25 protein-coding genes are annotated in these 24,274 nt (G+C 59.7%); 10 read left to right on the top strand and 15 right to left on the bottom strand.

From position 1 onward, the window contains the following. Positions 1–272: 272 nt before the first annotated feature. The 4 genes from KGB18_RS29045 to KGB18_RS29030 form a co-directional block, all read right to left on the bottom strand. Positions 273–1,676, bottom strand: coding sequence for an LLM class flavin-dependent oxidoreductase (locus KGB18_RS29045; protein WP_223570927.1), 1,404 nt, complete (start codon positions 1,674–1,676; stop codon positions 273–275). Continuing rightward, positions 1,676–2,113: an acyl-CoA dehydrogenase gene (locus tag KGB18_RS29040; RefSeq protein ID WP_223570926.1), complete on the bottom strand. Its 438-nt coding sequence runs from the start codon at positions 2,111–2,113 to the stop codon at positions 1,676–1,678. The genes KGB18_RS29045 and KGB18_RS29040 overlap by 1 nt, the downstream gene beginning before the upstream one ends. Positions 2,114–2,123: 10 nt before the next feature. Further along, a complete protein-coding gene (locus KGB18_RS29035; protein WP_223570925.1) occupies positions 2,124–3,326 on the bottom strand; it encodes an SfnB family sulfur acquisition oxidoreductase in 1,203 nt (400 codons plus the stop codon). A gap of 155 nt (positions 3,327–3,481) precedes the next feature. Next, positions 3,482–4,045, bottom strand: coding sequence for a helix-turn-helix domain-containing protein (locus KGB18_RS29030; RefSeq protein ID WP_050681569.1), 564 nt, complete (start codon positions 4,043–4,045; stop codon positions 3,482–3,484). A 15-nt stretch (positions 4,046–4,060) separates the two neighbouring features. On the opposite strand from KGB18_RS29030, the gene KGB18_RS29025 reads away from it, so the two are divergent. From KGB18_RS29025 to KGB18_RS28995, 7 genes are all read left to right on the top strand, one after another. Further along, the gene (locus tag KGB18_RS29025; protein WP_201121312.1) at positions 4,061–5,068 is read left to right on the top strand and encodes a DMT family transporter; all 1,008 of its coding nucleotides are present in this window, start codon (positions 4,061–4,063) and stop codon (positions 5,066–5,068) included. Between the two features lie 226 nt (positions 5,069–5,294). Beyond that, positions 5,295–8,225: a monovalent cation/H+ antiporter subunit A gene (locus tag KGB18_RS29020; RefSeq protein ID WP_201060768.1), complete on the top strand. Its 2,931-nt coding sequence runs from the start codon at positions 5,295–5,297 to the stop codon at positions 8,223–8,225. Beyond that, on the top strand, positions 8,225–8,569 hold the full coding sequence (locus KGB18_RS29015) for a Na+/H+ antiporter subunit C (RefSeq protein WP_008029186.1): 345 nt from the start codon (positions 8,225–8,227) through the stop codon (positions 8,567–8,569). The genes KGB18_RS29020 and KGB18_RS29015 overlap by 1 nt, the downstream gene beginning before the upstream one ends. Then, a complete protein-coding gene (locus KGB18_RS29010) occupies positions 8,566–10,251 on the top strand; it encodes a monovalent cation/H+ antiporter subunit D (RefSeq protein ID WP_201060769.1) in 1,686 nt (561 codons plus the stop codon). The genes KGB18_RS29015 and KGB18_RS29010 overlap by 4 nt, the downstream gene beginning before the upstream one ends. Beyond that, positions 10,248–10,736, top strand: coding sequence for a Na+/H+ antiporter subunit E (locus KGB18_RS29005; protein ID WP_123722258.1), 489 nt, complete (start codon positions 10,248–10,250; stop codon positions 10,734–10,736). Before KGB18_RS29010 ends, KGB18_RS29005 begins: the two co-directional genes overlap by 4 nt. Next, positions 10,733–11,011, top strand: a complete 279-nt coding sequence (locus tag KGB18_RS29000; protein ID WP_052966881.1) for a K+/H+ antiporter subunit F — start codon at positions 10,733–10,735, stop codon at positions 11,009–11,011. The genes KGB18_RS29005 and KGB18_RS29000 overlap by 4 nt, the downstream gene beginning before the upstream one ends. Beyond that, positions 11,008–11,370 carry a Na+/H+ antiporter subunit G gene (locus KGB18_RS28995; protein ID WP_123722257.1) on the top strand — a complete coding sequence of 121 codons (363 nt, stop codon included), beginning with the start codon at positions 11,008–11,010 and terminating at the stop codon, positions 11,368–11,370. The genes KGB18_RS29000 and KGB18_RS28995 overlap by 4 nt, the downstream gene beginning before the upstream one ends. A gap of 123 nt (positions 11,371–11,493) precedes the next feature. Here the strand turns inward: KGB18_RS28995 and KGB18_RS28990 are convergent, their stop codons facing one another. The 4 genes from KGB18_RS28990 to KGB18_RS28975 form a co-directional block, all read right to left on the bottom strand. Next, complete coding sequence (locus tag KGB18_RS28990) at positions 11,494–11,931, bottom strand: DUF3995 domain-containing protein (protein ID WP_123722256.1); 438 nt, start codon at positions 11,929–11,931, stop codon at positions 11,494–11,496. Between the two features lie 208 nt (positions 11,932–12,139). Beyond that, a complete protein-coding gene (locus tag KGB18_RS28985; protein ID WP_223570924.1) occupies positions 12,140–13,156 on the bottom strand; it encodes an ABC transporter substrate-binding protein in 1,017 nt (338 codons plus the stop codon). Between the two features lie 120 nt (positions 13,157–13,276). Continuing rightward, on the bottom strand, positions 13,277–13,480 hold the full coding sequence (locus KGB18_RS28980) for a hypothetical protein (RefSeq protein ID WP_123360817.1): 204 nt from the start codon (positions 13,478–13,480) through the stop codon (positions 13,277–13,279). Next, positions 13,480–13,950, bottom strand: coding sequence for a hypothetical protein (locus KGB18_RS28975; protein ID WP_007907879.1), 471 nt, complete (start codon positions 13,948–13,950; stop codon positions 13,480–13,482). Before KGB18_RS28975 ends, KGB18_RS28980 begins: the two co-directional genes overlap by 1 nt. A gap of 410 nt (positions 13,951–14,360) precedes the next feature. On the opposite strand from KGB18_RS28975, the gene KGB18_RS28970 reads away from it, so the two are divergent. From KGB18_RS28970 to KGB18_RS28960, 3 genes are all read left to right on the top strand, one after another. Then, entirely contained in the window at positions 14,361–14,609 is a 249-nt protein-coding gene (locus KGB18_RS28970) for a hypothetical protein (protein WP_123722254.1), read from the top strand. A gap of 157 nt (positions 14,610–14,766) precedes the next feature. Then, on the top strand, positions 14,767–14,997 hold the full coding sequence (locus KGB18_RS28965) for a hypothetical protein (RefSeq protein WP_052966877.1): 231 nt from the start codon (positions 14,767–14,769) through the stop codon (positions 14,995–14,997). 150 nt (positions 14,998–15,147) lie between these two features. Beyond that, a complete protein-coding gene (locus KGB18_RS28960) occupies positions 15,148–15,387 on the top strand; it encodes a DUF2789 domain-containing protein (protein ID WP_007907886.1) in 240 nt (79 codons plus the stop codon). A 73-nt stretch (positions 15,388–15,460) separates the two neighbouring features. Here KGB18_RS28960 and KGB18_RS28955 read toward each other — a convergent pair whose 3' ends face one another. The 7 genes from KGB18_RS28955 to KGB18_RS28925 form a co-directional block, all read right to left on the bottom strand. Continuing rightward, positions 15,461–16,684 carry a methyl-accepting chemotaxis protein gene (locus KGB18_RS28955; RefSeq protein ID WP_410003854.1) on the bottom strand — a complete coding sequence of 408 codons (1,224 nt, stop codon included), beginning with the start codon at positions 16,682–16,684 and terminating at the stop codon, positions 15,461–15,463. A 632-nt stretch (positions 16,685–17,316) separates the two neighbouring features. Then, a complete protein-coding gene (locus KGB18_RS28950; protein WP_007907888.1) occupies positions 17,317–17,721 on the bottom strand; it encodes a TraR/DksA family transcriptional regulator in 405 nt (134 codons plus the stop codon). Positions 17,722–18,048: 327 nt separating this feature from the next. Further along, complete coding sequence (locus KGB18_RS28945; protein WP_052966875.1) at positions 18,049–19,071, bottom strand: ABC transporter permease; 1,023 nt, start codon at positions 19,069–19,071, stop codon at positions 18,049–18,051. Positions 19,072–19,127: 56 nt separating this feature from the next. Further along, positions 19,128–20,693 (bottom strand): sugar ABC transporter ATP-binding protein, encoded by a 1,566-nt coding sequence (locus KGB18_RS28940; protein WP_123722252.1) that lies wholly within the window; start codon positions 20,691–20,693, stop codon positions 19,128–19,130. Between the two features lie 69 nt (positions 20,694–20,762). Continuing rightward, a complete protein-coding gene (locus tag KGB18_RS28935; protein WP_123722251.1) occupies positions 20,763–21,689 on the bottom strand; it encodes a sugar ABC transporter substrate-binding protein in 927 nt (308 codons plus the stop codon). A gap of 367 nt (positions 21,690–22,056) precedes the next feature. Beyond that, positions 22,057–23,109 carry a Gfo/Idh/MocA family oxidoreductase gene (locus tag KGB18_RS28930; RefSeq protein ID WP_223570923.1) on the bottom strand — a complete coding sequence of 351 codons (1,053 nt, stop codon included), beginning with the start codon at positions 23,107–23,109 and terminating at the stop codon, positions 22,057–22,059. Positions 23,110–23,322: 213 nt separating this feature from the next. Beyond that, positions 23,323–24,183: a sugar phosphate isomerase/epimerase family protein gene (locus tag KGB18_RS28925; protein WP_123722250.1), complete on the bottom strand. Its 861-nt coding sequence runs from the start codon at positions 24,181–24,183 to the stop codon at positions 23,323–23,325. Between the last annotated feature and the right edge of the window lie 91 nt (positions 24,184–24,274).

Below are 24,274 nucleotides of genomic sequence, written 5' to 3'. Positions count from 1 at the left end.
AACCAGAGCGGAGAGGTGAATGGCAGCATGGGCTCCCACACGTGCTTTAAGCACTCCGGGCATTCAGCTTGCCACTCACCGCTCTCACCCTCAGTCTAATTCCTGCCCAAGACACAAGCGGGCTTGCTCGCGAAAGCGGTGTAACTGGTGATATCAATGTTGAATGTGCTGGCCTCTTCGCGGGCAAGCCCGCTCCCACAGGGTTTTGTGTCGTCCACAAATATCGCCGGCGATCCGAAACCTGTAGGAGCGAGGCTTGCCCGCGAAGGCGTCTACGCAGACACCACTTTCTTCTCCTGCCGCCGCAACTCCGCCAGGTCTCGATAGCCTGCCCCCGGATGTATCTCCGGCAATCGCGCCCCTTCGCCAAACAACTTCTCGCGCAAGGTCCCCGGTGCGTATTCGGTCTTGTACACCCCGCGCTTCTGCAACTCCGGCACTAGCAACTCCACGGCATCGATGAACGTTTCATGGGTCAACGCATAAGCCAGGTTGAAGCCATCCACATCGGTCTCCTCGACCCACTCCTGCAGCAAATCGGCGACGGTCTCGGGGCTGCCGACAAACAGCGGCCCGAAACCACCGATCCCAACCCAATCGGCCAGTTCGTTCGGCGTCCAGACCTTGTTCGGGTCCGCAGTGGAGAACGCCTCCACCGCCGATTGAATGGCATTGGTGTGCACGTGTTTGAGCGGTTCATCCGGTTTGAACTGGCTGAAATCGATCCCGGTCCAGCCCGAGATCAACGCCATGGCGCCCTCATAACTGACCCAGGTTTTGTATTCTTCAAACTTGGCTTTGGCCTTTGTGTCGGTCTCGCCGAGGATCACCGTTTGCAGATTGAAGATCAGGATCTTCGACGGATCGCGCCCCGCCTCGGCCGCACGACGACGGATGTCGGCCACGGTTTTCTTCAGCAGCACTTTCGACGGCGCGGCGACGAACACACACTCAGCATGCTCGGCGGCAAACTGCTTGCCGCGACTCGAGGCGCCGGCCTGATACAGCACAGGTGTGCGTTGCGGCGAGGGTTCACAGAGGTGAATCCCTGGCACCTGAAAGTGTTTGCCGACGTGCCGGATCTCGTGGATTTTGCTCGGATCGCTGAAAATCCGCCGCACGCGATCCCGCAGAATCGCGCCCTCTTCCCAGCTGCCTTCCCACAGCTTGTAGCAAACCTCCAGGTACTCTTCGGCGAAGTCATAACGGGCGTCGTGTTCGGTCTGGGCTTTCTGGCCGAGGTTCTTCGCGCCGCTTTCCAGGTACGACGTGACAATGTTCCAGCCGGCGCGGCCCTTGGTCAGGTGGTCGAGAGTCGACAGGCGTCGGGCGAACGGATACGGGTGCTCGAAGGACAGCGACGCGGTCAGGCCAAAACCCAGATGCTCGGTCACCAGCGCCATGGGCGGAATCAGTTGCAGCGGATCGTTGACCGGCACCTGCGCCGCCTGACGAATCGCTGCGTCACCGTTGCCGTTGTAGACGTCATAAATGCCCAGCACATCGGCAATGAACAAACCGTCGAACTTGCCGCGCTCAAGGATTTTCGCCAAATCGGTCCAGTACTCCAGGTCCTTGTACTGCCAGGATCGATCCCGCGGATGCGCCCACAAACCCGGCGACTGGTGGCCGACGCAGTTCATGTCAAAGGCGTTGAGACGAATTTCACGGGCCATCAACCAATACTCCGCACGCTGGGTGGATGGATGCCGTTGAGGCGGAAGTTGCCAATGAGGTGGAGTTTCCAACGCAGCGGATCATCCAGCGATCCAGGCAACACGGTGCGTTGGCCGGTGAGTTCGAATTCGGCATTGCTGACGGCATTTAAAGCATCAGCGCTGGCGAGGTGCGACTCGGCGATGGCGACGCTGATTTCCGTGTCGTCATCAACGCTGTTCAGAAAGTCTTCGGCGCGTTCGAGCAGCGCGGCGGCGACTTCGATGCGGATGTGCAAGTCGCCGAAGCGGCTGATGACGAAAGGATCAGCCGTGGCTTGGGTCTTTTGCCGGACGAAACGCAGGGTCGCATCAAGCAACGTGCGAGCGTTGTGCAGGTCGTGCTGAGGCTTGGCCAGGGGCTGCCCGGTAACAATCGGTTGGGTCAAAGCGTTCATGGTGGGCTCCTCAGTTCCAGGCGTGGCGCGCAGGCTTCACGCCGTTGAGCAGGTAGTTGCCGATCAAGTGATATTTCCAGCGCGCCGGATCGTGCAGGGTGTGCGTCCGGGCGTTGCGCCAGTGACGGTCGAGGTTGTACTTGCCGAGCACCGAGCGGGTGCCGGCGAGTTCGAAGAGTTTGCTGCTGGTGAGCAAGGCGATTTCGGCAGAGAGGACTTTCGCCTGTGCGACCACGACCGAGGCGCGGGCAACCGTGTCTTCATTGGGTTTGAGCAACGCGGCGTCGATGGCTTGGCCGGCTTTTTTCAGGATCGCTTCGGTGCCATGAACCCGCCATTCCAGATCGCCGATCGCGGCGATGCTGAACGGATCCTGCCAGCCGTGATTCTGCTGGCTGTCGATCCATGGTCGGGCTTCACGAGCGTAGCGCTTGGTTTCTTCCAGGGCGCCGACGGCGATGCCGGTGTCCACGGCAGCCTGGATGATTTGCGAGATAGGGCCGTCGGCGGTGGGTTCATCGAACGCCTTGTGGGCCGGGATCACCGCGCTCAAAGGCACGCTCACCGCGTTCAGGGTCACGCCGCCGCTGGCAGTGGTGCGCTGGCCGAAACCGTCCCAACTGTCGATCACCGTCAACCCGGGATTGTCGCGCTCGATGAAGGCGATGAAAGCCTTGTTCTCTTCATCGACCGCCACCGCCGGCACGATGTGCGCGAACAAGGCGCCGGTGCAGTAGAACTTCTCGCCGTCGATTTGCGCGGTGTCTTCATCGAAACGAATACGGGTTTCAAAGGCACCGGCATTCTTGCTTTTGGATTCAGAGAAGGCGTTGCCGAAGCGATAACCCTGGAGGACTTTGCCGAAGTAATAGCGCTTCTGCGCTTCGGTGGCGGTTTGCAGCAGGATGTCGAGCACGCCCAGATGGTTTTGCGGGATCTGGCCGAGGGACGGGTCAGCGGCAGAAATGATCTTGATCACCTCGGCGACCGTCACATAAGACACGCCGGCACCGCCGTATTCTTTGGGAATGGTGATGCCCCATAAACCACTGGCAGAGAACTCGTCGAGTTCGGCGACCGGCAGACGTCGCTCGCGGTCACGAGTGCTGGCCTCGATAGCGAAGCGTGCGGCGAGCTTGTGAGCGACGGCGATGGCTTCGGCGTCCGAGCGGATCACATGGGCGGTGCGAGGGGGTTGGGCAGAGGCTGTCATGGGCCGACTCCGGGTTCTGGTGAATGCCCCAGAGCTTTTGCAGGAGTCGTGCCTGAAATTAAATTTGTTTTATTTCAATAGCTTAATTAACTATCCGAGAAACACTTGCAGCTTTAAAACAGCAAAGTGCTTATCCAGTGTTGGTCGGCAAACAGTCAGATCACCACATTACGCACAAACCGCGCCGCCACTTCCCCGTCGTTGCGATAGGAATGCGGCTGGTTGCTGGCAAACATGAAGAACTCACCGGCAGCGATTTGCTGCGGCTGGTCGCCGAGCATCAGGGTCAGGCAGCCTTCGAACACATAGAGCTGTTCGCTCCAGCCTTCCGCATCCGGTTCCGATGGGTAATGTTCGCCCGGTTCGAGGCGCCACTCCCACAGTTCAACTTCGCGGGTGGCGGTGGCTTTCGACAACAGCACCGCTTTACTGCCGGGGATCGTGCCGGCCCATGCCAGTTCGTTGATGCGGCTCGGGTCGCGGGCGTCGGGAGCCTGGATCAAGTCGCTGAAGGCTACGTCCAGCGCTTCGGCAACACGGTCGAGGGTGGTCAGGCTGACATTCTTCTCGCCGGCCTCGATGGCCACCAGCATCCGGCGGCTGACCCCGGACTTTTCGGCCAAAGCGGTCTGGCTCATGTCGGCGGCGTGGCGCAGACGTCGGACGTTCTGGCTGACGTGCTGGAGAACCGACGCCCGTTGGGTGGAATCTTTGTGCACTATATTGCTCACTTGATGGTGTTGCGCAGTATACTGCCCAACTTCCGGCGCATTGTGCGTCTCCCTCAGGTAGCGCGCAAGGTCATGACGTCGGTGAACTCCTCCCCTGCTTCCTCCCGTTTCTCACGGTTCAGCAAAGCTGAGTGCGTGCTGGTGCTGATCACCATGGTCTGGGGCGGGACCTTTTTGCTGGTGCAGCATGCAATGACCGTCAGCGGGCCGATGTTTTTCGTCGGTCTGCGTTTTGCTGCGGCGGCGAGCATCGTTGCCCTGTTCTCCTGGCGTCATCTGCGCGAACTGACCCTGTTCGAACTCAAGGCCGGGGCGTTTATCGGCGTGGCGATCATGCTCGGTTACGGCTTGCAGACCGTGGGTTTGCAGAGCATTCCCAGCAGTCAGTCGGCGTTTATTACCGCGCTGTATGTGCCGTTCGTGCCGTTGCTGCAATGGTTGGTGCTGGGTCGGCGACCGGGGTTGATGCCGAGCATCGGGATCATGCTGGCCTTTACCGGGTTGATGCTGCTGTCGGGACCTGCCGGCGCTTCGTTCAATTTCAGCCCCGGTGAAATCGCCACATTGATCAGCGCCGTGGCGATTGCGGCGGAGATCATTCTGATCAGCACCTATGCCGGCCAGGTCGACGTGCGCCGGGTGACGGTGGTGCAACTGGCGGTGACTTCGGTGCTGGCATTTCTGATGGTGGTGCCGACTCAGGAAGTGATTCCGGGATTCTCCTGGTTATTATTGTGCAGCGCATTGGGGCTGGGCGCGGCGAGTGCGGCGATTCAGGTGGCGATGAACTGGGCGCAGAAGAGTGTTTCGCCGACGCGGGCGACGCTGATCTATGCCGGGGAGCCGGTGTGGGCCGGGATTGTCGGGCGGATTGCCGGGGAGCGATTGCCGGCGATTGCGTTGGTCGGGGCGGGGTTGATTGTGGCGGCGGTGATTGTCAGTGAGTTGAAGACTAAGGGGAAGGTTGCTTCCGAAGTTGATGAAGCCTTGGAGAGTGAAAGCGGCAATTAAAAGCAAGATCAAAAGATCGCAGCCTTCGGCAGCTCCTACAGGAGTACGCATTCCCTTGTAGGACCTGCCGAAGGCTGCGATCTTTTCGGGGATTCCCCATCTCCTTTGAAACAATGATAAACAGGAATTTTCCGCTTACCTTGTAGGATTCTGCGACAGCTTGGCGTTTGGTGATCCGGGAGCTGGCACGTATGATGCTTCACAAACTTCCGCAGATTAGAAGCCTATGTCTCTGATAGTTCTACTGCTTCTGCCTTTTATCGGCAGCTGTCTGGCAGCCTTGCTGCCGCACAACGCGCGTAACACCGAATCGCTGTTGGCTGGCCTGGTTGCCCTTATCGGCACCATCCAGGTCGCCCTCTTGTACCCGCAAATCGCCCATGGCGGCGTGATCCGCGAAGAATTCTTCTGGTTACCGAGCCTTGGCCTGAACTTCGTTCTGCGCATGGACGGTTTTGCCTGGCTGTTCTCGATGCTGGTGCTGGGCATCGGCACACTGGTTTCTCTGTACGCCCGCTACTACATGTCGCCGGACGATCCGGTGCCGCGTTTCTTCGCGTTTTTCCTGGCGTTCATGGGCGCCATGCTGGGGTTGGTGATTTCCGGCAACCTGATCCAGATCGTGTTTTTCTGGGAACTGACCAGCCTCTTCTCATTCCTGTTGATCGGCTACTGGCACCACCGCGCCGATGCGCGACGTGGCGCCTATATGGCGTTGATGGTCACCGGTGCCGGCGGCTTGTGTTTGCTGGCGGGGGTCATGCTGCTCGGCCATGTGGTCGGCAGCTATGACCTGGACAAGGTCCTGGCCGCCGGCGATCTGATTCGCGCACATGCCCTCTACCCTATTCTGCTTCCCCTGATCCTGATCGGCGCCCTGAGTAAAAGTGCGCAATTCCCCTTCCACTTCTGGCTGCCCCACGCCATGGCGGCGCCGACACCGGTTTCGGCGTATCTGCACTCGGCGACCATGGTCAAGGCCGGGGTCTTCCTGCTCGCACGCCTGTGGCCGTCGCTGTCCGGCAGTGAAGAATGGTTCTACATCGTCAGCGGGGCCGGAGCCTGCACCCTGTTGCTCGGCGCGTACTGCGCGATGTTTCAGAACGACCTCAAGGGCCTGCTGGCCTACTCGACCATCAGCCACCTGGGCCTGATCACCCTGCTGCTGGGCCTGAACAGTCCGCTGGCCGCCGTGGCCGCAGTGTTCCACATTCTCAACCACGCCACCTTCAAAGCCTCGCTGTTCATGGCTGCCGGGATCATCGACCACGAAAGCGGCACCCGGGACATTCGCAAACTCAGCGGCCTGATCAAACTGATCCCGTTCACCGCCACCCTGGCCATGGTCGCCAGCGCGTCCATGGCTGGCGTGCCGCTGCTCAACGGTTTCCTGTCGAAAGAGATGTTCTTCGCCGAAACCGTGTTCATCAACGCCACGGCCTGGATCGAGATGACCTTGCCGATCGTCGCGACCATCGCCGGGACGTTCAGCGTCGCCTACTCCCTGCGCTTCACCGTCGACGTGTTCTTCGGCCCGACCGCCACCGACCTGCCGCACACCCCGCACGAACCGCCACGCTGGATGCGCGCGCCGGTGGAGTTGCTGGTGTTCACCTGTCTGGTGGTGGGGATCTTCCCGGCGCAAGTGGTCGGCCCGTTGCTCGCGGCGGCGGCATTGCCGGTGGTGGGCGGCACGTTGCCCGTGTACAGCCTGGCAATCTGGCACGGCTGGAACGCGCCGATGATCATGAGTCTGATCGCCATGTCCTGCGGCATCACGCTCTATCTACTGCTGCGCAATCAGCTCAAGCGCGGGCGCTTCACGCACCCGCCGGTGATCAGCCACTTCAATGGCAAGCGCCTGTTCGAGCGCAGCCTGGTGATCATGATGCGCCTGGCCCGTCGTCTAGAGCGGCGAATCAGCACCCGGCGCCTGCAAACCCAACTGTTCCTGGTGGTGCTCGCTGCGGTGCTCGCCGGATTGATCCCGATGCTGCACAGCAGCCTGAGCTGGGGCGACCGGCCGAAGATTCAGGGCTCGATCGTGTTCGTGATCCTCTGGCTGCTGGCGATCGCCTGCGCCCTTGGCGCGGCATGGCAAGCCAAGTATCACCGGCTCGCAGCCCTGACCATGGTCAGCGTCTGCGGCCTGATGACCTGCGTGACCTTCGTCTGGTTCTCGGCGCCGGATCTGGCGCTGACGCAACTGGCGGTGGAAGTGGTGACCACGGTGTTGATCCTCCTCGGCCTGCGCTGGCTGCCACGACGGATCGAAGAGGTCTCGCCGTTGCCGAGCAGCCTGCGCAAGGCCCGCATCCGCCGTATCCGCGATTTGGCGCTGTCGATCGCGGTCGGTGGCGGCATGGCGCTGCTGTCCTACGCAATGCTGACCCGCCAGACGCCCAACGACATTTCCTCGTTCTACCTCAGTCGCGCACTGCCCGAAGGCGGCGGCAGCAACGTGGTCAACGTGATGCTGGTGGACTTCCGTGGCTTCGACACCCTCGGCGAAATCACCGTGCTGGTGGCGGTGGCGCTGGCCGTGTTCGCCCTGTTGCGACGCTTCCGCCCTCCAAAAGAAAGCCTGCAACTGCCGGCGCAACAGCGCTTGCTCGCACCCGACGTGGTCACCGATCTGGTCAACCCGCGTCACGCCAGCGACACCGCGCTCGGTTTCATGATGGTGCCAGCGGTGCTGGTGCGTCTGCTGCTGCCGATTGCGTTTGTGGTGTCGGTCTACCTGTTCATGCGCGGGCACAATCAACCCGGTGGCGGTTTCGTCGCCGGCCTGGTGATGTCGGTGGCATTCATCCTGCAATACATGGTCGCCGGCACCCAGTGGGTCGAGGCGCAAATGAGCCTGCGACCGCTGCGCTGGATGGGCACCGGGCTGCTGTTCGCCACGGTCACCGGGCTCGGGGCGATGGCGGCTGGCTATCCATTCCTCACCACCCACACCTGGCATTTCACATTGCCGCTGCTGGGCGACATTCACATCGCCAGCGCGCTGTTCTTCGACATTGGCGTGTACGCCGTGGTGGTCGGCTCGACGCTGTTGATCCTCACCGCCCTCGCCCACCAATCGGTCCGTGGTCATAAAACCAGCGCGCAACCCAAGCCCATGGCCAAAGCGGCTGCCACGCAAGGAGCCATCTGATGGAAGAAGTCATCGCAATCGCCATCGGTGTGCTGGCCGCGTCCGGCGTGTGGCTGGTGCTGCGGCCACGGACATTCCAGGTAGTCATGGGCCTGTGCCTGCTGTCCTACGGCGTCAACCTGTTCATCTTCAGCATGGGCAGCCTGTTCATCGGCAAGGAGCCGAACATCAAGGACGGCGTGCCTCAGGATTTGCTGCACTACACCGACCCGCTGCCGCAAGCGTTGGTGCTGACCGCGATCGTTATCAGCTTCGCCATGACCGCGCTGTTCCTGGTGGTGCTGCTCGCCTCCCGGGGCCTGACCGGTACCGACCATGTGGATGGCCGGGAGCCTAAAGAATGAATCCGATGGCGCACCTGATCGCGGCACCGATTCTGCTACCGCTGCTGACCGCCGCGGTGATGCTGATGCTGGGCGAGAAACACCGTCCGTTAAAGGCCAAAATCAATCTGTTCTCCAGCCTGCTGGGGCTGGGCATTGCCGTGATGTTGCTGCAATGGACCCAAACCACCGGCGTGCCCGGTTCCATCGGCGTGTACCTGCCGGGCAACTGGCAGGTGCCGTTCGGCATTGTGCTGGTGGTCGATCGTCTGTCGGCGCTGATGCTGGTGCTGACCGGGATCATCGGCGTCAGTGCGTTGCTGTTCGCCATGGCTCGCTGGGACGGCGCCGGTTCGAGTTTCCACGCGCTGTTCCAGATTCAGTTGATGGGCCTGTACGGCGCCTTCCTGACGGCAGACCTGTTCAACCTGTTCGTGTTTTTCGAAGTGCTGCTGGCTGCCTCTTACGGACTGATGCTGCACGGTTCGGGTCGGGCGCGGGTGTCGTCGGGGCTGCATTACATCTCGATCAACCTGCTGGCCTCGTCGCTGTTTCTGATTGGCGCGGCGCTGATCTACGGCGTTACTGGCACGCTGAACATGGCCGACCTGGCGCTGAAAATCCCGCTGGTGCCGGAAGCCGATCGCGGCTTGCTGCATGCCGGCGCGGCGATTCTGGCGGTGGCGTTCCTGGCCAAGGCAGGGATGTGGCCACTGAACTTCTGGCTGGTGCCGGCTTATTCCGCGGCCAGCGCGCCCGTGGCGGCGATGTTCGCGATCATGACCAAGGTCGGCGTCTACACCTTGCTGCGCCTGTGGACGCTGCTGTTCTCCGGACAGGCCGGGGCATCCGCGTACTTCGGCGGCGACTGGCTGATTTACGGTGGCATGGCGACCATCGTCTGCGCCGCCGTGGCGATCCTCGCAGCCCAACGCCTGGAACGCATGGCCAGCCTGAGCATTCTGGTGTCGGCAGGCATTCTGTTGTCGGCCATCGGTTTCGCCCAGCCGAACCTGATCGGCGCGGCGCTGTTCTATCTGGTCAGCTCGACCCTGGCCTTGAGCGCGCTGTTCCTGCTGGCCGAGTTGATCGAGCGCTCGCGTTCAGCCAACGAAATGCCGCTGTTCGATGACGGCGAGCTGCTTCCACGGCCCCTGGAATCCTTGCAGCCGCCCAAAGGCTTCAACCTCGATGACGACCGCAAAGCCGTGGTCGGCCAGGTGATTCCCTGGACCATGGCGTTCCTCGGCTTGAGCTTCATCGCCTGTGCCCTGCTGATCATCGGTATGCCGCCGCTTTCCGGGTTTATCGGCAAACTCAGTCTGCTCAGCGCTTTGCTCAATCCGCTGGGGCTGGGTAATGGCAGCGACGAACCGATATCGAATGGCGCGTGGGGCTTGCTCGCCCTGTTGATCCTGTCCGGGCTGGCCTCGCTGATCGCTTTCTCGCGTTTGGGCATCCAGCGTTTCTGGACCCCGCAAGAGCGGCCGTCGCCATTGCTGCGGCGCCTGGAATGCGTGCCGATTGTCATTCTGCTGGGGCTGAGCATTGCGCTGACGTTCAAGGCTGAACCGCTGCTGCGCTACACCCAAGCTGCGGCCGATGCATTGAACAACCCGCAGCAATACGTGATGGCGGTGCTCGAAACCCGTGTAATTCCAGGCCCGCAAGCCAAGACTGCGCTGCTGGAGGTGCAACCATGAAGCGTCTGTTTCCTGCACCGTGGCTGTCGTTGGCGTTGTGGCTGCTGTGGCTGGTGTTGAACCTGTCGATGAGCCCCGGCAATCTACTGCTGGGCGCCATGCTGGGGTTCTGCGCGCCGTTGATGATGCGCAAGCTGCGACCGCTGCCGATCCGCATTCGTCGTCCCGGGGTGATCCTGCGTTTGTTCTTGCTGGTCGGGCGCGACGTGATCGTGTCCAACCTCGCCGTGGCCTGGGGCGTGCTCAACGCGGGCCGTCGTGCGCCCCGCTCGCGGTTCATCAAGGTGCCGCTGGATTTGCGCGATGCCAACGGCCTGGCGGCGCTGTCGATGATCTGTACGGTGGTCCCCGGCACGGTCTGGTCGGAATTGGCGCTGGATCGCAGCATTCTGTTGCTGCACGTTTTCGATCTGGATGACGAAAACCAATTCATCCAGCACTTCAAGACGACCTACGAGCGCCCCTTGATGGAGATCTTCGAATGAGCGCATTGCTGTCGAACGCGATCCTGCTGAGTCTGTTCATCTTTTCGGTGGCGATGATTCTGACCCTGATCCGCCTGTTCAAGGGCCCGTCGGCCCAGGATCGGGTTCTGGCGCTGGACTACCTGTACATCATCGCCATGCTGATGATGCTTGCGCTGGGCATTCGTTATGCCAGTGACACTTACTTCGAGGCGGCGCTGCTGATCGCCCTGTTCGGCTTCGTCGGCTCGTTCGCCCTGGCCAAATTCCTGCTGCGTGGCGAGGTGATCGAATGAGGCCTGAACTGTCTCTGTGGGTGGAAATTGCGGTGGCGATTCTGCTGGTGCTGAGCAGCCTGTTTACGCTGATCGGTGCGGTTGGGCTGCTGCGGATGAAGGATTATTTCCAGCGCATGCACCCTCCGGCGCTGGCCTCGACCTTGGGCGCGTGGTGCGTGGCATTGGCTTCGATCATTTACTTTTCGGCGCTCAAGTCGGAGCCGGTGCTGCATGCCTGGCTGATTCCGGTTCTATTGTCGATCACGGTGCCGGTGACCACGCTATTGCTGGCTCGGGCGGCGCTGTTTCGCAAGCGCATGGCGGGGGATGATGTGCCGGCTGAGGTGAGTAGTCGGCGGACGGAAACCGGGAGCTAAGATCAAAAGATCGCAGGCTTCGCCAGCTCCTACATTGGTCATGGTCATCACAATTGTGGCGTATGACATCAAACCCGTAGGAGCTGCCGAAGGCTGCGATCTTTTGATCTTGCTTGTCCCGAATCAGATCCAGGCCACTGCCAACAACCCGGCCCCCAACACCACACATAACGGCGAATACGCCCACGTATCCAGCCGGGCAAACCTCGATTCCTTCTCCTGCTTGAAGAACCCCACCAAATTAGAATCGCCGATCGCCCGGGCGAACATCAGCATCGCAATCGCGCTGATCACCCATTGCAGCGACCAATGATGCACCGTGGGCAGATACAGCCCGACCCGCAGGCACACCAGCATCGCGATCAGCAGTAAACCCACCGCCACCAGCAACGTGGCAAAGCCCGACGGCTTGAACGCGGGCCTTGATGCCTCACCGCCCTCCCCGGGCACTCGCGGCACCACCGCCTCGCTGCCCCACTTGCCACCCGCAGCCCAATACAGGTGGACCAGGCTGATCAATAAAAAGATTGCAGCAATCCATTGCGCGACCAAAAGGCTCATATTCAGACATCCAGCGTGAAATGTTGCAGCAGGATGAACTTCCTTACGGGTTTTTGTAAGGGTATTCGCTATCTCCCCCGTAGGAGCTGCCGCAGGCTGCGATCTTTTGACCTGGCTTTTAAAAAAACAAGATCAAAAGATCGCAGCCTGCGGCAGCTCCTACGGGATTTATGTATACCCGAGAATTTCGGGTGTACATAAATCGGTTTTATTTCAGGGCCGCAGAGACTTTGTCTGCCACATCCTTGGGTACCCAGGCCTGCCACACGTCCGGGTGCGCCTTCATGAACGCCTCCGCCGCTTGACGTGGCGGGGTGTGTTTTTCACTCATGTCAGCCAAGGCCTTGTTCAACGCTTCGATCGGCAAATCGACCTTGCTGAAGAACTCGGTAATCTGCGGGTATTGTTTCTGGAATGGCGTGGACACGCCGATGGACAGCTTCGAGGGCAGCGAGCGAGTCGGTTTCGGATTGGGGTTGCCGGCGTCGGTCAGGGTTTTCCAGGCTTCGGCGTCGAACGGCGGCTCTTGCAGCTGAATCAGCTTGAAACGGCCGAGCAACGGCGTCGGAGACCAGTAATAGAACAGGACCGGCTTGCCGCGACGAATCGACGAACTGATCTCTGCGTCCAGCGCCGCTCCCGAACCACTGCGAAAGTTCACGTAGCTGTCGTCCAGCCCATACGCCTTGAGCTTCTGCTTGTTGACCACTTCCGATGTCCAGCCGATCGGGCTGTTGAGAAAACGCCCCTTGCCCGGGGTTTCCGGGTCTTTGAACACATCTTTGTAGCGTGGCAGATCACTGATACTGCGCAGATCCGGCGCCATCGGCTTGATGCCCTTGGCCGGGTCGCCCTTGATCACGTACTCCGGCACCCACCAGCCCTCGGTGGCACCCTTGACCGTATCGCCCAGGGCCGCGACTTTGCCCTCGGCCTCTGCCTTGACCCAGACCGGGCTGCGACCGGCCCATTCTTCGCCAATGACCTGGATGTCATTGTTGGCCAGCGCGGTCTCCAGGGTAATGGTCGTCCCCGGCAAGGTGTCGGTCGGCAAGCCATAGCCCTTCTCGACAATGATCCGCAGGATATCGGTGATCAGGCTGCCACTTTCCCAGTTCAGGTCGGCGAAATGGATCGGCGCCTGGGCAGCGAACACCGGAACGGGTGAAGCCAATAAACTGAACGTGGCCAGGGTAGCGGCCAGTAACCGTCGAAATCCCTTCATGCTTTTGCACCTCGTGCTGTTCACAGCAAATAGCAGGATGGCCTGACAAAGAAGACCGCAAGCCTCTGAATACTCAGTCATCTGACTGTAGTTGAGGTTCCTGCTTTCGAGGGGCGAGGATTAATTTTCGGAAGGTTCCTGCAAGCGTGCAAGCTCTCTTCTGACCATGCTGGCGTACGCCGCCGGACGCAAAAGGTAGATCTGTGACGCCACCCAACTCAGCCAGGCTCCCTGTAGAACGGCCTTTTGAGCCAACAGCCGCTGCGCCTCGGCGTGGGCACTGGCCTGGTTCTGTTCGTGGAAATCGGCGCGGGTCAGGGTCATTACTCGCTGGCCTTGAAGGTCACCAGTTCGCCCTTGCGCCACTTGGCGGCCTTGGCAGTCACGGCTTTCAGGGTTTTGGTCAGGCCTTCCTGCAATTGTTGATGGGCCGCGAACACCATCACCACGCTATGACCTTCCTTGAACACAATGCCGTGGCCGTCTGCGGTGGTCACGAACGCGTAATCCCCCAGCCCGTACACCGTCAGCTTGATTTCGCGGAACTTGATGTCCAGCTTGCCGCCTTCGCGACTGGGCAATACGGAAGCGCTGAAATGATCGCCGACCTTGAGTTTAAGCCCTGGTTTGTCATCCACCACCAGCGCTGATTCAGTGTCGAGCTCGGCAATGTAAATGCCTTCAGCGTTCTGTTCGGTGATGTAGACGAAACGTGACTGAAACTGTTTAACCAGCTTTGCGCGCAAATCACCCAGTACGAACAAAGCATGCATATCGAGATTACTTACTGCCAAGGAAACATCCCCACATCTGAAAATGACGCCATGCACCGGAAATGCGCACAGCAGAAAAAAGCGGCAATGCCGAGGTGTAGCCAAATGACCCGGGTCGAATCCTGGAACGAGCAGAGGGCCCATTCACCGCGAGGTTTGAGAAGATTACTGGAACTTCCCTCACGTCGTCTTGCCTGGCGGTCGTCAGATGTTGAAGGAAAATGCCCTTCTGACGGCCAGATAAAACCGGATTACCAACTTTAGGGAAAAATCTCTTTAAAAAAAGCACTTTTCCGACATATCGCCAGTAAAAAATTGCTTTAGATGGGCATCAATCGCCAACCATTGATGGCGATTCTAGAGCAGCCATGCTCACCGAGACTACCCATAACAACGTACACACGTCGGTAAAACCACGAAAAGGACTTCATATGTGCACAATGACTCACTTTGCCCAGCCTCACACACGGCACACAAACGGCTCGTCACCTCTGCATTCGATGGTGCTTTGCCAGCAAGACTTCCTGCCCGAAGAGCGTCTACTCCCACGTTTTCAGGTGGTATTGGCCGGTAACGCCTTTTTCCACATCAGGGAAATATCCACCGGACGTGTAAGAGGTTTCCGCGGCAATCATAACGATGCCTGCGCCCTTGCCCGTTCACTCGAGGCAAGCAGCTGAGGCACCTTTCGCATTCACTTCTATAGACGTTTCGTCACACCGGCGACTTAACTCAGCCGCCGGCAGGCAACTACTGCCATACTGCCCGACCAATGAAACCCGTCCCCAGGGCGGACGGCGTTCAACACAACAACTATTTCCAAGGGAAGACTGCTACGTGACGGAATTTGATATCGGTGAATTTTTTATCCGGGGCGAAGCCAGAGAGGTCGAAGGCGAATTCCAGGCAGTCATTATCATGCGCGCCAAACCGCCGTTGACCACTGTGACGTATCACCAGGTCGAAAAGGATCGCTGGTTCAAGACCGCGGATGTCGCGACCGTCGCCGCCCAGGAAGCTGCGAAAGCCTTGAAGCTTGCCGTCGATGAAGGAGCATTGAAAGCCTGATCATCGGATTTGCAGTCTATGCTCATCCCTGCTTTTGAATATCGCTATCGAACTCCTGAAGCGCGGTTCTCTCAGATGCCTCTCAGATGCAATGAAGCCGCACCTCGGATCTCGCACTCGACGCGACGGATTATCTGCAAGGAGATGAAGATGGATTCACCCACACATGATTTGAAAGGCTTGTTCGATCAGCTCGGCCTGGACTCCAGCGAGAAGGCCATCGACGATTTCATTGCCCGTCATTCCCCCTTGGCCGATGACAAGAAACTCATTGACGCCGAGTTCTGGACCCCGCAACAAGCCGGCTTCCTCAAGGAACAACTGCGTGAAGACGCCGATTGGGCGCATGTGGTCGACGACCTGAACCTGCGCATGCACCAGATCCACTAGCCTGGGTTCAATGCAGGCTGCCGGGGATTTCGGCACTCAATTGCGCCAACCAGGCAGCCCTGCACTCTTCCTCTCAGCGAGGACTTTCCGGCTTGTAACCCAGGCGCAAACCACCCCAATGCCGGCCCTTGAGCATGATCGGCACCGACAGGTCGTGCATCAGTTCACCGGTGTCGCGGGTGTAAGTCTGCAACAACACGGCCTGTTGATGGCTGCCACAGCGGATCCCGGTGCGGTCGGCGAATTTGCGCTTGGTGCGGTTTTGCAGGGTATCGACCTGCACATCACCGGTCAGCGGTTTGCTGAACACGGTGTTGTGGGTCGGCACATAACCCTGCTGCGTGCAGGCGATGGCGAACACCAGACCTTCATGGCGCGGCAGCAACGGTTCCTGAATCGCCGGCAATACCTGATCGGTGTAGCGGTCGAAGCGGGTCTGGTATTTGGCCGGGCTGGTGTTGGGGATCGCCTGATAATTGCGATCAAACAAATCATCGAGACTGATCCGGCCCTGATCGATATCCGCATCGAAGCGTGCCGCAATCTGACTCGCCCCTTCGCGGGCCAGGTCGTAAATCCGCTGGTGATAGTCATCCAGTCCGACTGCGGCGAGGCGTTCGCTGATGGTTTCGGCCTGCCCTTCCATTTGCACCGCTGCCTGGGCGAGCCGCTGAGTCTGTTGGTCGCTGATTGCCAAATCGCTGCGCATCTGTTCGATGGCGTGGAACAGACTGTCGAGTTGTTCGCGGTTGGTGTCCGCGCCCTGAGCGATTTCCCCGACCTGTCTTTCGACGCCCGCGGCCAGGCGCGCGATGTTTTCCAGGTGCTGTCCGGTGTGCTCGACTTGCGCGACGCCAGTATTGAGATCGCTCGCCAATTGACGAATCTGCTCCACCACTTGCGCCGTGCGTTGTTGAATGTCGGCGACCATCTCCCCGACTTCACCAGTCGCCGTCGCCGTGCGCGCGGCCAGCCCCCGCACCTCATCGGCCACCACCGCAAAGCCGCGACCGTGCTCGCCGGCCCGCGCCGCTTCAATGGCCGCGTTCAACGCCAACAAATTGGTCTGGCTGGCGATGGACTGGATTACCAGCGTGACCCGTTGGATATCGTCGCTGCGCAAGCTCAGAGCTTCGATCAGCTCGCGGCTGCTGCTGGCGCGCTGACTGAGTTGATGCATGCGCGCAATGGACTCGACCAGTTCCGTGCGCCCTGCCGCGCTGCTCTGATGGGCTTCGCTGGCTGCGCTCAAGGCTTCCCGACTGAGCTTCGACGTAGCGTGTTCGGTGGTGATCATCACTTCGGCGCTGCTGACAATCTGCGCCGCGGCGTTGAGCTGCGATTGCAGCTTGTCCGCCAGTTGCTTGACCGAATAGGCCACGCCGGCGGCCGACAAGGCGTTATGACTGGTGGTGTAGGAGAGATCGCGAGTCAATCCAGCGATGGCGCTGGTGCTGTCCGCAGCGTTCGCCTCAGGGAGAGTGCGCGAGCGCAGGCGCGGCAGCCAGATAATCAGCACGGCCAACGGCAGGCCAATGTAAAGCGACCAGCCAGCCAATGCCATGCCGCACAGCAATAGCATCAGGGCGATGCTTTGCAGGGTCGGCGTCAGCCAAAGGTTTTTCGGCAAAAGTACTGGTGCAGGCATTGCCTCAACCAGAGATCCGTCCCTCGTCATCTTCGTCACCCCACGCGTCTTCTAATTGTTGTGATCGCATTAAACGCCACTACAAAGCCATTATCTATGGTCCATTAGTAGTGGGGGGTTGAAGCAGATCAATAGAAGTGCGTGGGATTTTTCGCAGACGTCGAAAAGCAAAGATCGCAGCCTTCGGCAGCTCCTACATGGGTTCGCATAAATCTGTAGGAGCTGCCGAAGGCCGCGATCTTTTCAGTGGCAACCAGTTATTAACTGGTTACCCCACAGAATCAGGCCTGACGCTGGTGCTTGTCGATCTGTTCGTGACGCTCTTGAGCTTCGATGCAGTACTTGGTGGTCGGGCTGATCAGCAGGCGTTTCAGGCCGATGGCCTCGCCGCTGTCATCGCACCAGCCAAAGCTGTCTTCCTTGATGCGTTCCAGGGCCTGTTCCAACTGAGGCAGCATGCGCTGGTCACGATCGATCGCGTTCACCAGCCAGGTGCGCTCTTCTTCAACGGAAGCCGCGTCAGCCGGATCGGCCGGGGTGTCCAGGCTCTCGATGGCGATGCGATTCTGCTCGATGCGCTCATGGGTTTCGACTTTCATGTTCTGCAACAGCTCGGAGAAAAAAGCATGTTGCTCGGCATTCATGTAGTCATCCGCCGGCATGGCCAGCAACTTGTCCTTTGTCATTGATATCTCTATAAAAAAACGTGCATTAAGGCGAATTAGGGAGCGATCCGTTGAACCTGAGGCGGTCATTGGAAAGGCGCCGTTTATTCCAAGCGCCACCCGGCACTCAATTTACGAGGGGCGGCAGTCTAAGGCCGACTTGAGGCCTCAGCAACTGAAAAGACAGCAAATCTGTCCGACAAAGCCCTGAAAGTGCGCTACGGCAGGCTTTGAGCCGCTTATCGGAGTGCGTTTATAGCAAGAAATTCAGTCGAGCGGCTGTATATAGAAGACAAACGGCTGCGCCACGCGGGTCAGGCGTGGCGCATTTTCGTGTTTCTTCCGGCTTCAGCGCTTGAGTTTGCGCTTGTTGCGGTATTGGTCGATGACCACCGCCACCACAATAATCAGCCCCTTGATGATGTCTTGAATATAAGCATCAACACCGACAAAGGTAAAGCCGCTGGCCATGACCCCGAGGATCAACGCGCCGATCACGGTGCCGGTGATCCGCCCTACGCCACCGGCCAGGCTGGTGCCGCCGATGACCGCTGCGGCAATTGCGTCCAGTTCATAAGACATGCCCATCCCGGCCTGCCCGGTCGCGGCCCGCGCCGACGCCACCACTCCTGCCAGGCCTGCAAGCAACCCGGCGATGCTGTAGACGATCACCAGATGCCGCTTGACGTTGATCCCGGAGGTGCGCGCCGCCTGCATGTTGCCGCCGATGGCGTAGGTGTACTTGCCGTACTTGGTGTAGCGCAGGGCGATGTGAAAGATCACCGCCACCACCAGAAAGATGATCACCGGCATCGCGCCGTGTCCGATGGCCGTGTAGGAATCCGAGAGCATGCTCACCGGCTGACCTTCGGTGTAGTAGCGCGCCAGGCCGCGGGCCGAGACCATCATGCCGAGGGTGGCAATGAATGGCGGAATCCCGGTGATCGCAATGATGCTGCCGTTGATCGCCCCCGCCAGCAATCCCACCCCAAGCCCGACGATCACTGGAATCCACACCGGCAAGTCAGTCAGGGACGGAAACACCGCCCGGGAAAAGTCCGAGGTCTGCGCCAGGCTGGCGGCAATCATCGCCGACAACGCCAGCACCGAACCGGAAGACAGATCGATACCGGTGGTGATGATGACCTGGGTCACCCCGATCGCCAGCAGGCCGATGATCGACACTTGCAGGATCATCAGCACCAGACGCTGAGAGTTCATCAGGAAGCTCTGGTCCCGCACGATCCAGCCGAACATTTCGAAGACCAGGCCGATGCCGATCAGCACCAGGAAGATACTCAACTCGGTCGGAAGGCGCCGGCGACTCTTGACCGGTGCCACTGCAGGCTTGTTTTCCAGTATCGCGTTCATAACCACTCACCCTTCTATTACGTCGCGACGGCAGCCATGGCCACCGCCAGCATCCATTAGTGAACCGCGGACATGCCCGAGGCCAGTTGCATTACCCGTTCCTGGGTCGCTTCTCTGCGGTCGAGGGTGCCCATCAGGTCGCCCTCGTGCATGACCATGACCCGATCGCTCATGCCCAGCACTTCCGGCAGTTCCGAGGAAATCATGATCACCGCCATGCCTTCGCTGGCGAGGTAGGAAATAAGCCGGTAGATCTCGGCCTTGGCGCCAACATCGATGCCCCGGGTCGGCTCGTCGAGAATCAGGATGCGCGGATTGGTCATCAGCCAGCGCGCCAGCAAGGCCTTCTGCTGATTACCGCCGGACAGCGTGTCGATGCACTGCTCCAGCGACGGCGTTTTCACTCGCAGCTTCTTGCACATGTCTTCACACAACGCCCGCAGGGCTTTCTGCTGGATGAAGCCGTTGCCGACGTAATGGGGCAAGACTGCCATTTCCATGTTCTCCAGCACCGACAGGCACGGGAACAGGCCGCTGAGCTTGCGATCTTCGGTCAACAGCGCGAAGCCCTTCTCGATCGCCATGTGCGGATCGCTGATGCGCACCACTTCGCCGTCGAGGCGGATTTCACCGCCGTCGCTTGGGGTGATGCCGAAGATCGCTTCGGCGACGTTGGTTCTTCCCGACCCCATCAACCCGGCGATGCCAAGGATTTCCCCGGCATGCAGGTCGAAGGAGACGCCTTTGAAAATGCCGTCCAGCTTGAGGTCGCGTACCGACAGCAACAGATCGCCGATCGGCTTCTCGCGCACCGGGAACAACTGGCTCAGCTCGCGGCCGACCATCATCGAAATCAGGCTGTCGCCGTCCATGCTGTCGGCCCGCTGCAGGCCAATGTAGGCGCCATCACGGAACACCGCCACTTCATCGGCGATGCTGAACACTTCGTTCATTTTGTGGGTGATGTAGATGATGCCTTTGCCCTGACTCTTGAGGTCGGCAATGATCGAGAACAGATGCGCGACTTCCTTATCGGTGATGGCCGAGGTTGGCTCGTCCATGATCAGGACGTCGGAGTCATAGGACACAGCCTTGGCGATCTCGACCATCTGCCGTTCGGCGATGCTCAGGTTGCCCACCTGCTCTTCCGGGTCGAGGTTGATCCGCAGACGTTCCAGCAGTTTGGCGGTGCAACGGTGCATCTCGCGATGGTCGATCATGTGCAGGCCGTTGAGCTGCTCGCGGCCGATCCAGATGTTCTCGGCGATGCTCATGTGCGGCATCAGGTTGAGTTCCTGGTGGATCATTGCGATCCCGGCCTGGAGCGCAGCCAGTGGTGTTTCAAAGACCACCGGCTTGCCCCGCAGGCGCAACTCGCCGGCATCCGGCTGGTAGATGCCGGCAATGATTTTCATCAGGGTGGATTTGCCGGCGCCGTTCTCGCCCATCAGCGCCAGCACGGAACCGGGACGCACCCGAAGTTGTACGTCGGACAAGGCCACCACACCGGGAAAACCCTTGCTGACGTTGATGATCTCCAGCAGGTACGGCTCATCGACAGGTGTTGCGGTTGGCTGGATACCCACTAACGGGGTGCTCGAAGCAGTCGCTGAAGCGAACATGATCAGGTCCTCCATCAGCAAGGTCGCGTCGCAACCTTGCGTGCTTATTGTTGTTATCGAACGGACGGGCTATTTGAAGGTGTCGACGTTTTGCAGCGTGATCAAGCGATACGGCACCCACACGGCCGACTCGACCGGTTCGTTCTTGGCCATTTTCACCGCCGTGTCGATCGAACCGTCCGCCTGCCCCTTGGCATCCTGGAACACCGAGACCAGCAGAGAGCCCTTCTTCACCGCGTTCAAACCGTCGGGCGTACCGTCGACACCGGCAATCAGCACACTGCCTTTGGCGACGCCAGCCTGTTGCAGGGCCATTGCCGCGCCAATCGCCATCTCGTCGTTGTTAGAGACGACCGCGTCGAATTTGCGGCCCTGGGTCAGCCAGTCGTTGACCAGGGTCATGCCCTTGTCCCGCGACCAGATGCCGGACTGCTCTTGCTCGATCTTGATGTTCGGGTACTTGGTCAGCACCTCTTTTACGCCCTTGGTGCGGTTGGTGGTGGAGTTGTTGGCCAAATCACCGAGCAGAATCACGATGTCGCCCTTGCCGCCCATTTTTTCGGCCAGGTACTGCATCTGCATCTGGCCGGCCTCCAGATCGTTGGAAGCGACAGTGACCACGCCTTTGGGCAGGTTCATGTCATCGGGACGACGATTGACGTACACCAGTGGAATACCGGCCTTGACCGCTGCTTCAGTGATTTTTTTGGTGGCGGCGGTATCCACCGGGTTGACCACAATGGCGTCGACCTTCTGACTGATGAAGCTTTCTACCTGGCTCAACTGCCTGACCACGTCGCTGCGGGCGTCTTCGAACTGCAGCTTGACGCCATCGGGGTAGGACTTGGCTTTGGTGTCCATGGATTCGCGCAGGTAGGTCAGCCAGGTGTCATCGAACTGCGACATGCTGACGCCGATCTTCATGTCAGCGAGTGCGGCGCCGCTGGCGAACATCAGGGACAAGGCCAGCGAGGCGAAACGGATCTTGGTCTTCATGAAAAGTCTTTCTCCACATTCTTGTTGGTTTTATGGATAAGGCGTGACGATTTCAGTGAGTGGGCAAGCGGACAATCGGTGCCCCCGGAATACAGCAGACCAGGGCGCCGTTGCGTTCGACGCAAAGCAAGCGAAAGAAGGAATGAAACGAGACGCGAGGCAGGTCGCGAGAGAGGTGCAGCGCGGAACGTAAAGCATGCAAAGCAGAGTTGAAGGTTTTCATCGACGGTACCTGGCTTTTGTTTCTTGTTTTTGGTGCGTCCTTCACCCGTTCAAGGCCTGCTTGAGCGTGATCGGACGTTGATAGTCGGCAACCTGGAAATGACTTTATTGGAAAAAAATTTCTATATCAACTCATTTTAGAATTTTATTCTGATTTTATTCCATGGCTCTCGAACGGGCTCAGTGCCACCACTTGATGCCGCTCGAAACTTAGCCGCGCGGCGTCTAGTACGCGGGTGGTCGCCAGTGCATCACGGGCGTCGACCGGCAGTGGGCCACCGCTCTGTAACGCGGTTTGTAGCTGCAAATAGAACTGATTCCAGCAGCCACGCTCGGACGGCACCCGCTCACGCACCTCGCCCTGCTCAAACCATCCCCAACGCCGGTGCTCTTCGACGCCCCAGCGCTCGCCTTCGGATTTCGGCGTAAGCCCGGCGAGGGTCGACGCCTCCTGCCCATCCAGACCGTCGACGCTGTAGCAGCCCTGGGTGCCGGTCACGCGAAAGCGCGGGCCGGGGGTGTTCTGCAGGCAACTGCCGCCCAAGTGCGAGATCACGCCGTTGGCATGGGTCAGGGACATGAAGAAGCCGTTGTCGAAGGGCTGGCCTTTTTCCAGGTAATCCAGTTCGGCGTAGACCCGGGTGACGGGGCCGAACAACAGGAGCGCCTGATCCACCAGGTGGCTGCCCAGATCGCGCAGGAAACCGCCGCCGCTGCCGTTGTTCACCGACTGCGGCGAATAGCGCTCGATACGTGATTCGAAACGGGTGACCTGACCCAGCGCACCAGACTCGATGAGTTTGCGCACGGTGAGAAAGTCCGAATCCCAGCGCCGGTTCTGGTAGACGCTCAGTTGCACGCCCTGGCGCTCGGCCATGGTGATCAGGGTTTGCGCCTGTTGCGCATCGGCAGCGAACGGTTTGTCGCTGACCACTGCCACCTCATGTTCGATGGCGTCGAGCACCAGCGCCGGGCGACCTTTGAGCGGTGTGGAGATCACCAACACATCGACCCCGGCTTCGACCAGTTGGCCAATGCTGTCGAAGGCCGGCACGCCGGGATGGTCCGTGGCTAGCAACTGCCGGCGCTCGGCGGAACGGGTGACCACACCGACGAAAGCTGCACCCGGCAAACTGCTGATCAGTGGAGCATGGAAAAACCGGCCACCATGGCCGTAACCGACAAGTCCGATACGCATGAAAGTATTCTCCTTATAGAACGCGGCCCCTGTGGGAGCGGGCTTGTGTGGCGAGGGGGCTTGCCCCCGTTCGACTGCGAAGCAGTCGTAAAACCAGTCACTGCTTTCTAAATTCAAGATCGCGGTGATTGGTTTTAGGGGTGCTTCGCGCCCCAACGGGGGCAAGCCCCCTCGCCACACAAGCCCGCTCCCACAGGTTTTGTGTAAGGTCCGTCAGCGGCAGAGTTCGCTTTTGACGCGTTCGAGCATTATGCGGTTGGACTCGTCCGGCCGGTCTTCCCAGGCGAATACCGAGACCGTGGCGATGCCATCGAATTTGATCTCGCGCAATGTGCCGAAAAACGCTTCCCAGTTGACCTCGCCCTGGCCGATGTCCAGATGCTGGTGCACGGTGGCGGTGACGCCCGGCGGGTTGACGATGTAGCGCAAGCCCGAGGAAGCCTTGTGGTTGTAGGTGTCGGCGATGATCAGGTGCGTCAGTTTCGACCCGGCGTACTTGAGCATCGAGGCGATATCACCGACACCGTCGTCATAGAAAAACGTGTGCGGAGCGGCGTAGAGGTAGTTGATCCAGTCACGGTCCAGCCCGCGAATGATGTCCACGGACTCGTTATTGCGCTCGCAGAAATCGTAAGGATGAGCCTGGATATCGAGCTTGATGCCTTCGCGTTCAAACTCGGGGATCAACTCGTCCATGGAGCGCATGAACTGGTTTTCGCACACCAGCGGGCTGTCCGACTGGCCGGTGAACTCGGTGTTGACCAGTTCGCAGTCCATCTCCACGGCAATCTGGATCGCGCGCTTCCAGTTACGCACGGCGGCCACACGCAAACCTTCGTCGGCGGCGGCCCAGTGGTACATCGGTAATAAGGAAGAGAGTTTGACCCCGGTGTCGCTCAGGGCTTTACGGAATTCCTTGATCCGCGCCTTGTCGACCCGCGGGGCTTTATAGAACGGCAGGAAATCTTCCCGGGGCGACAGCTCGATGTGTTCGTAACCGAGCTCGGCAACCTTGTCGACCATCTTGCCCAGGGACAGGTTGCGGTACATGTAGGGGTCTAGTGCGATGCGCATGTTTTTTGTTCTCCTTAACCAGAATCGACGCCGTCCCCTGTAGGAGCTGCCGAAGGCTGCGATCTTTTGATCTTGATTCTAAAAAGCGAAG

This window comes from Pseudomonas sp. BF-R-26 (genome assembly GCF_019947395.1).
GTDB classification, from domain to species: domain Bacteria; phylum Pseudomonadota; class Gammaproteobacteria; order Pseudomonadales; family Pseudomonadaceae; genus Aquipseudomonas; species Aquipseudomonas farris.
This window is presented reverse-complemented; position numbering and strand designations above follow the sequence as displayed.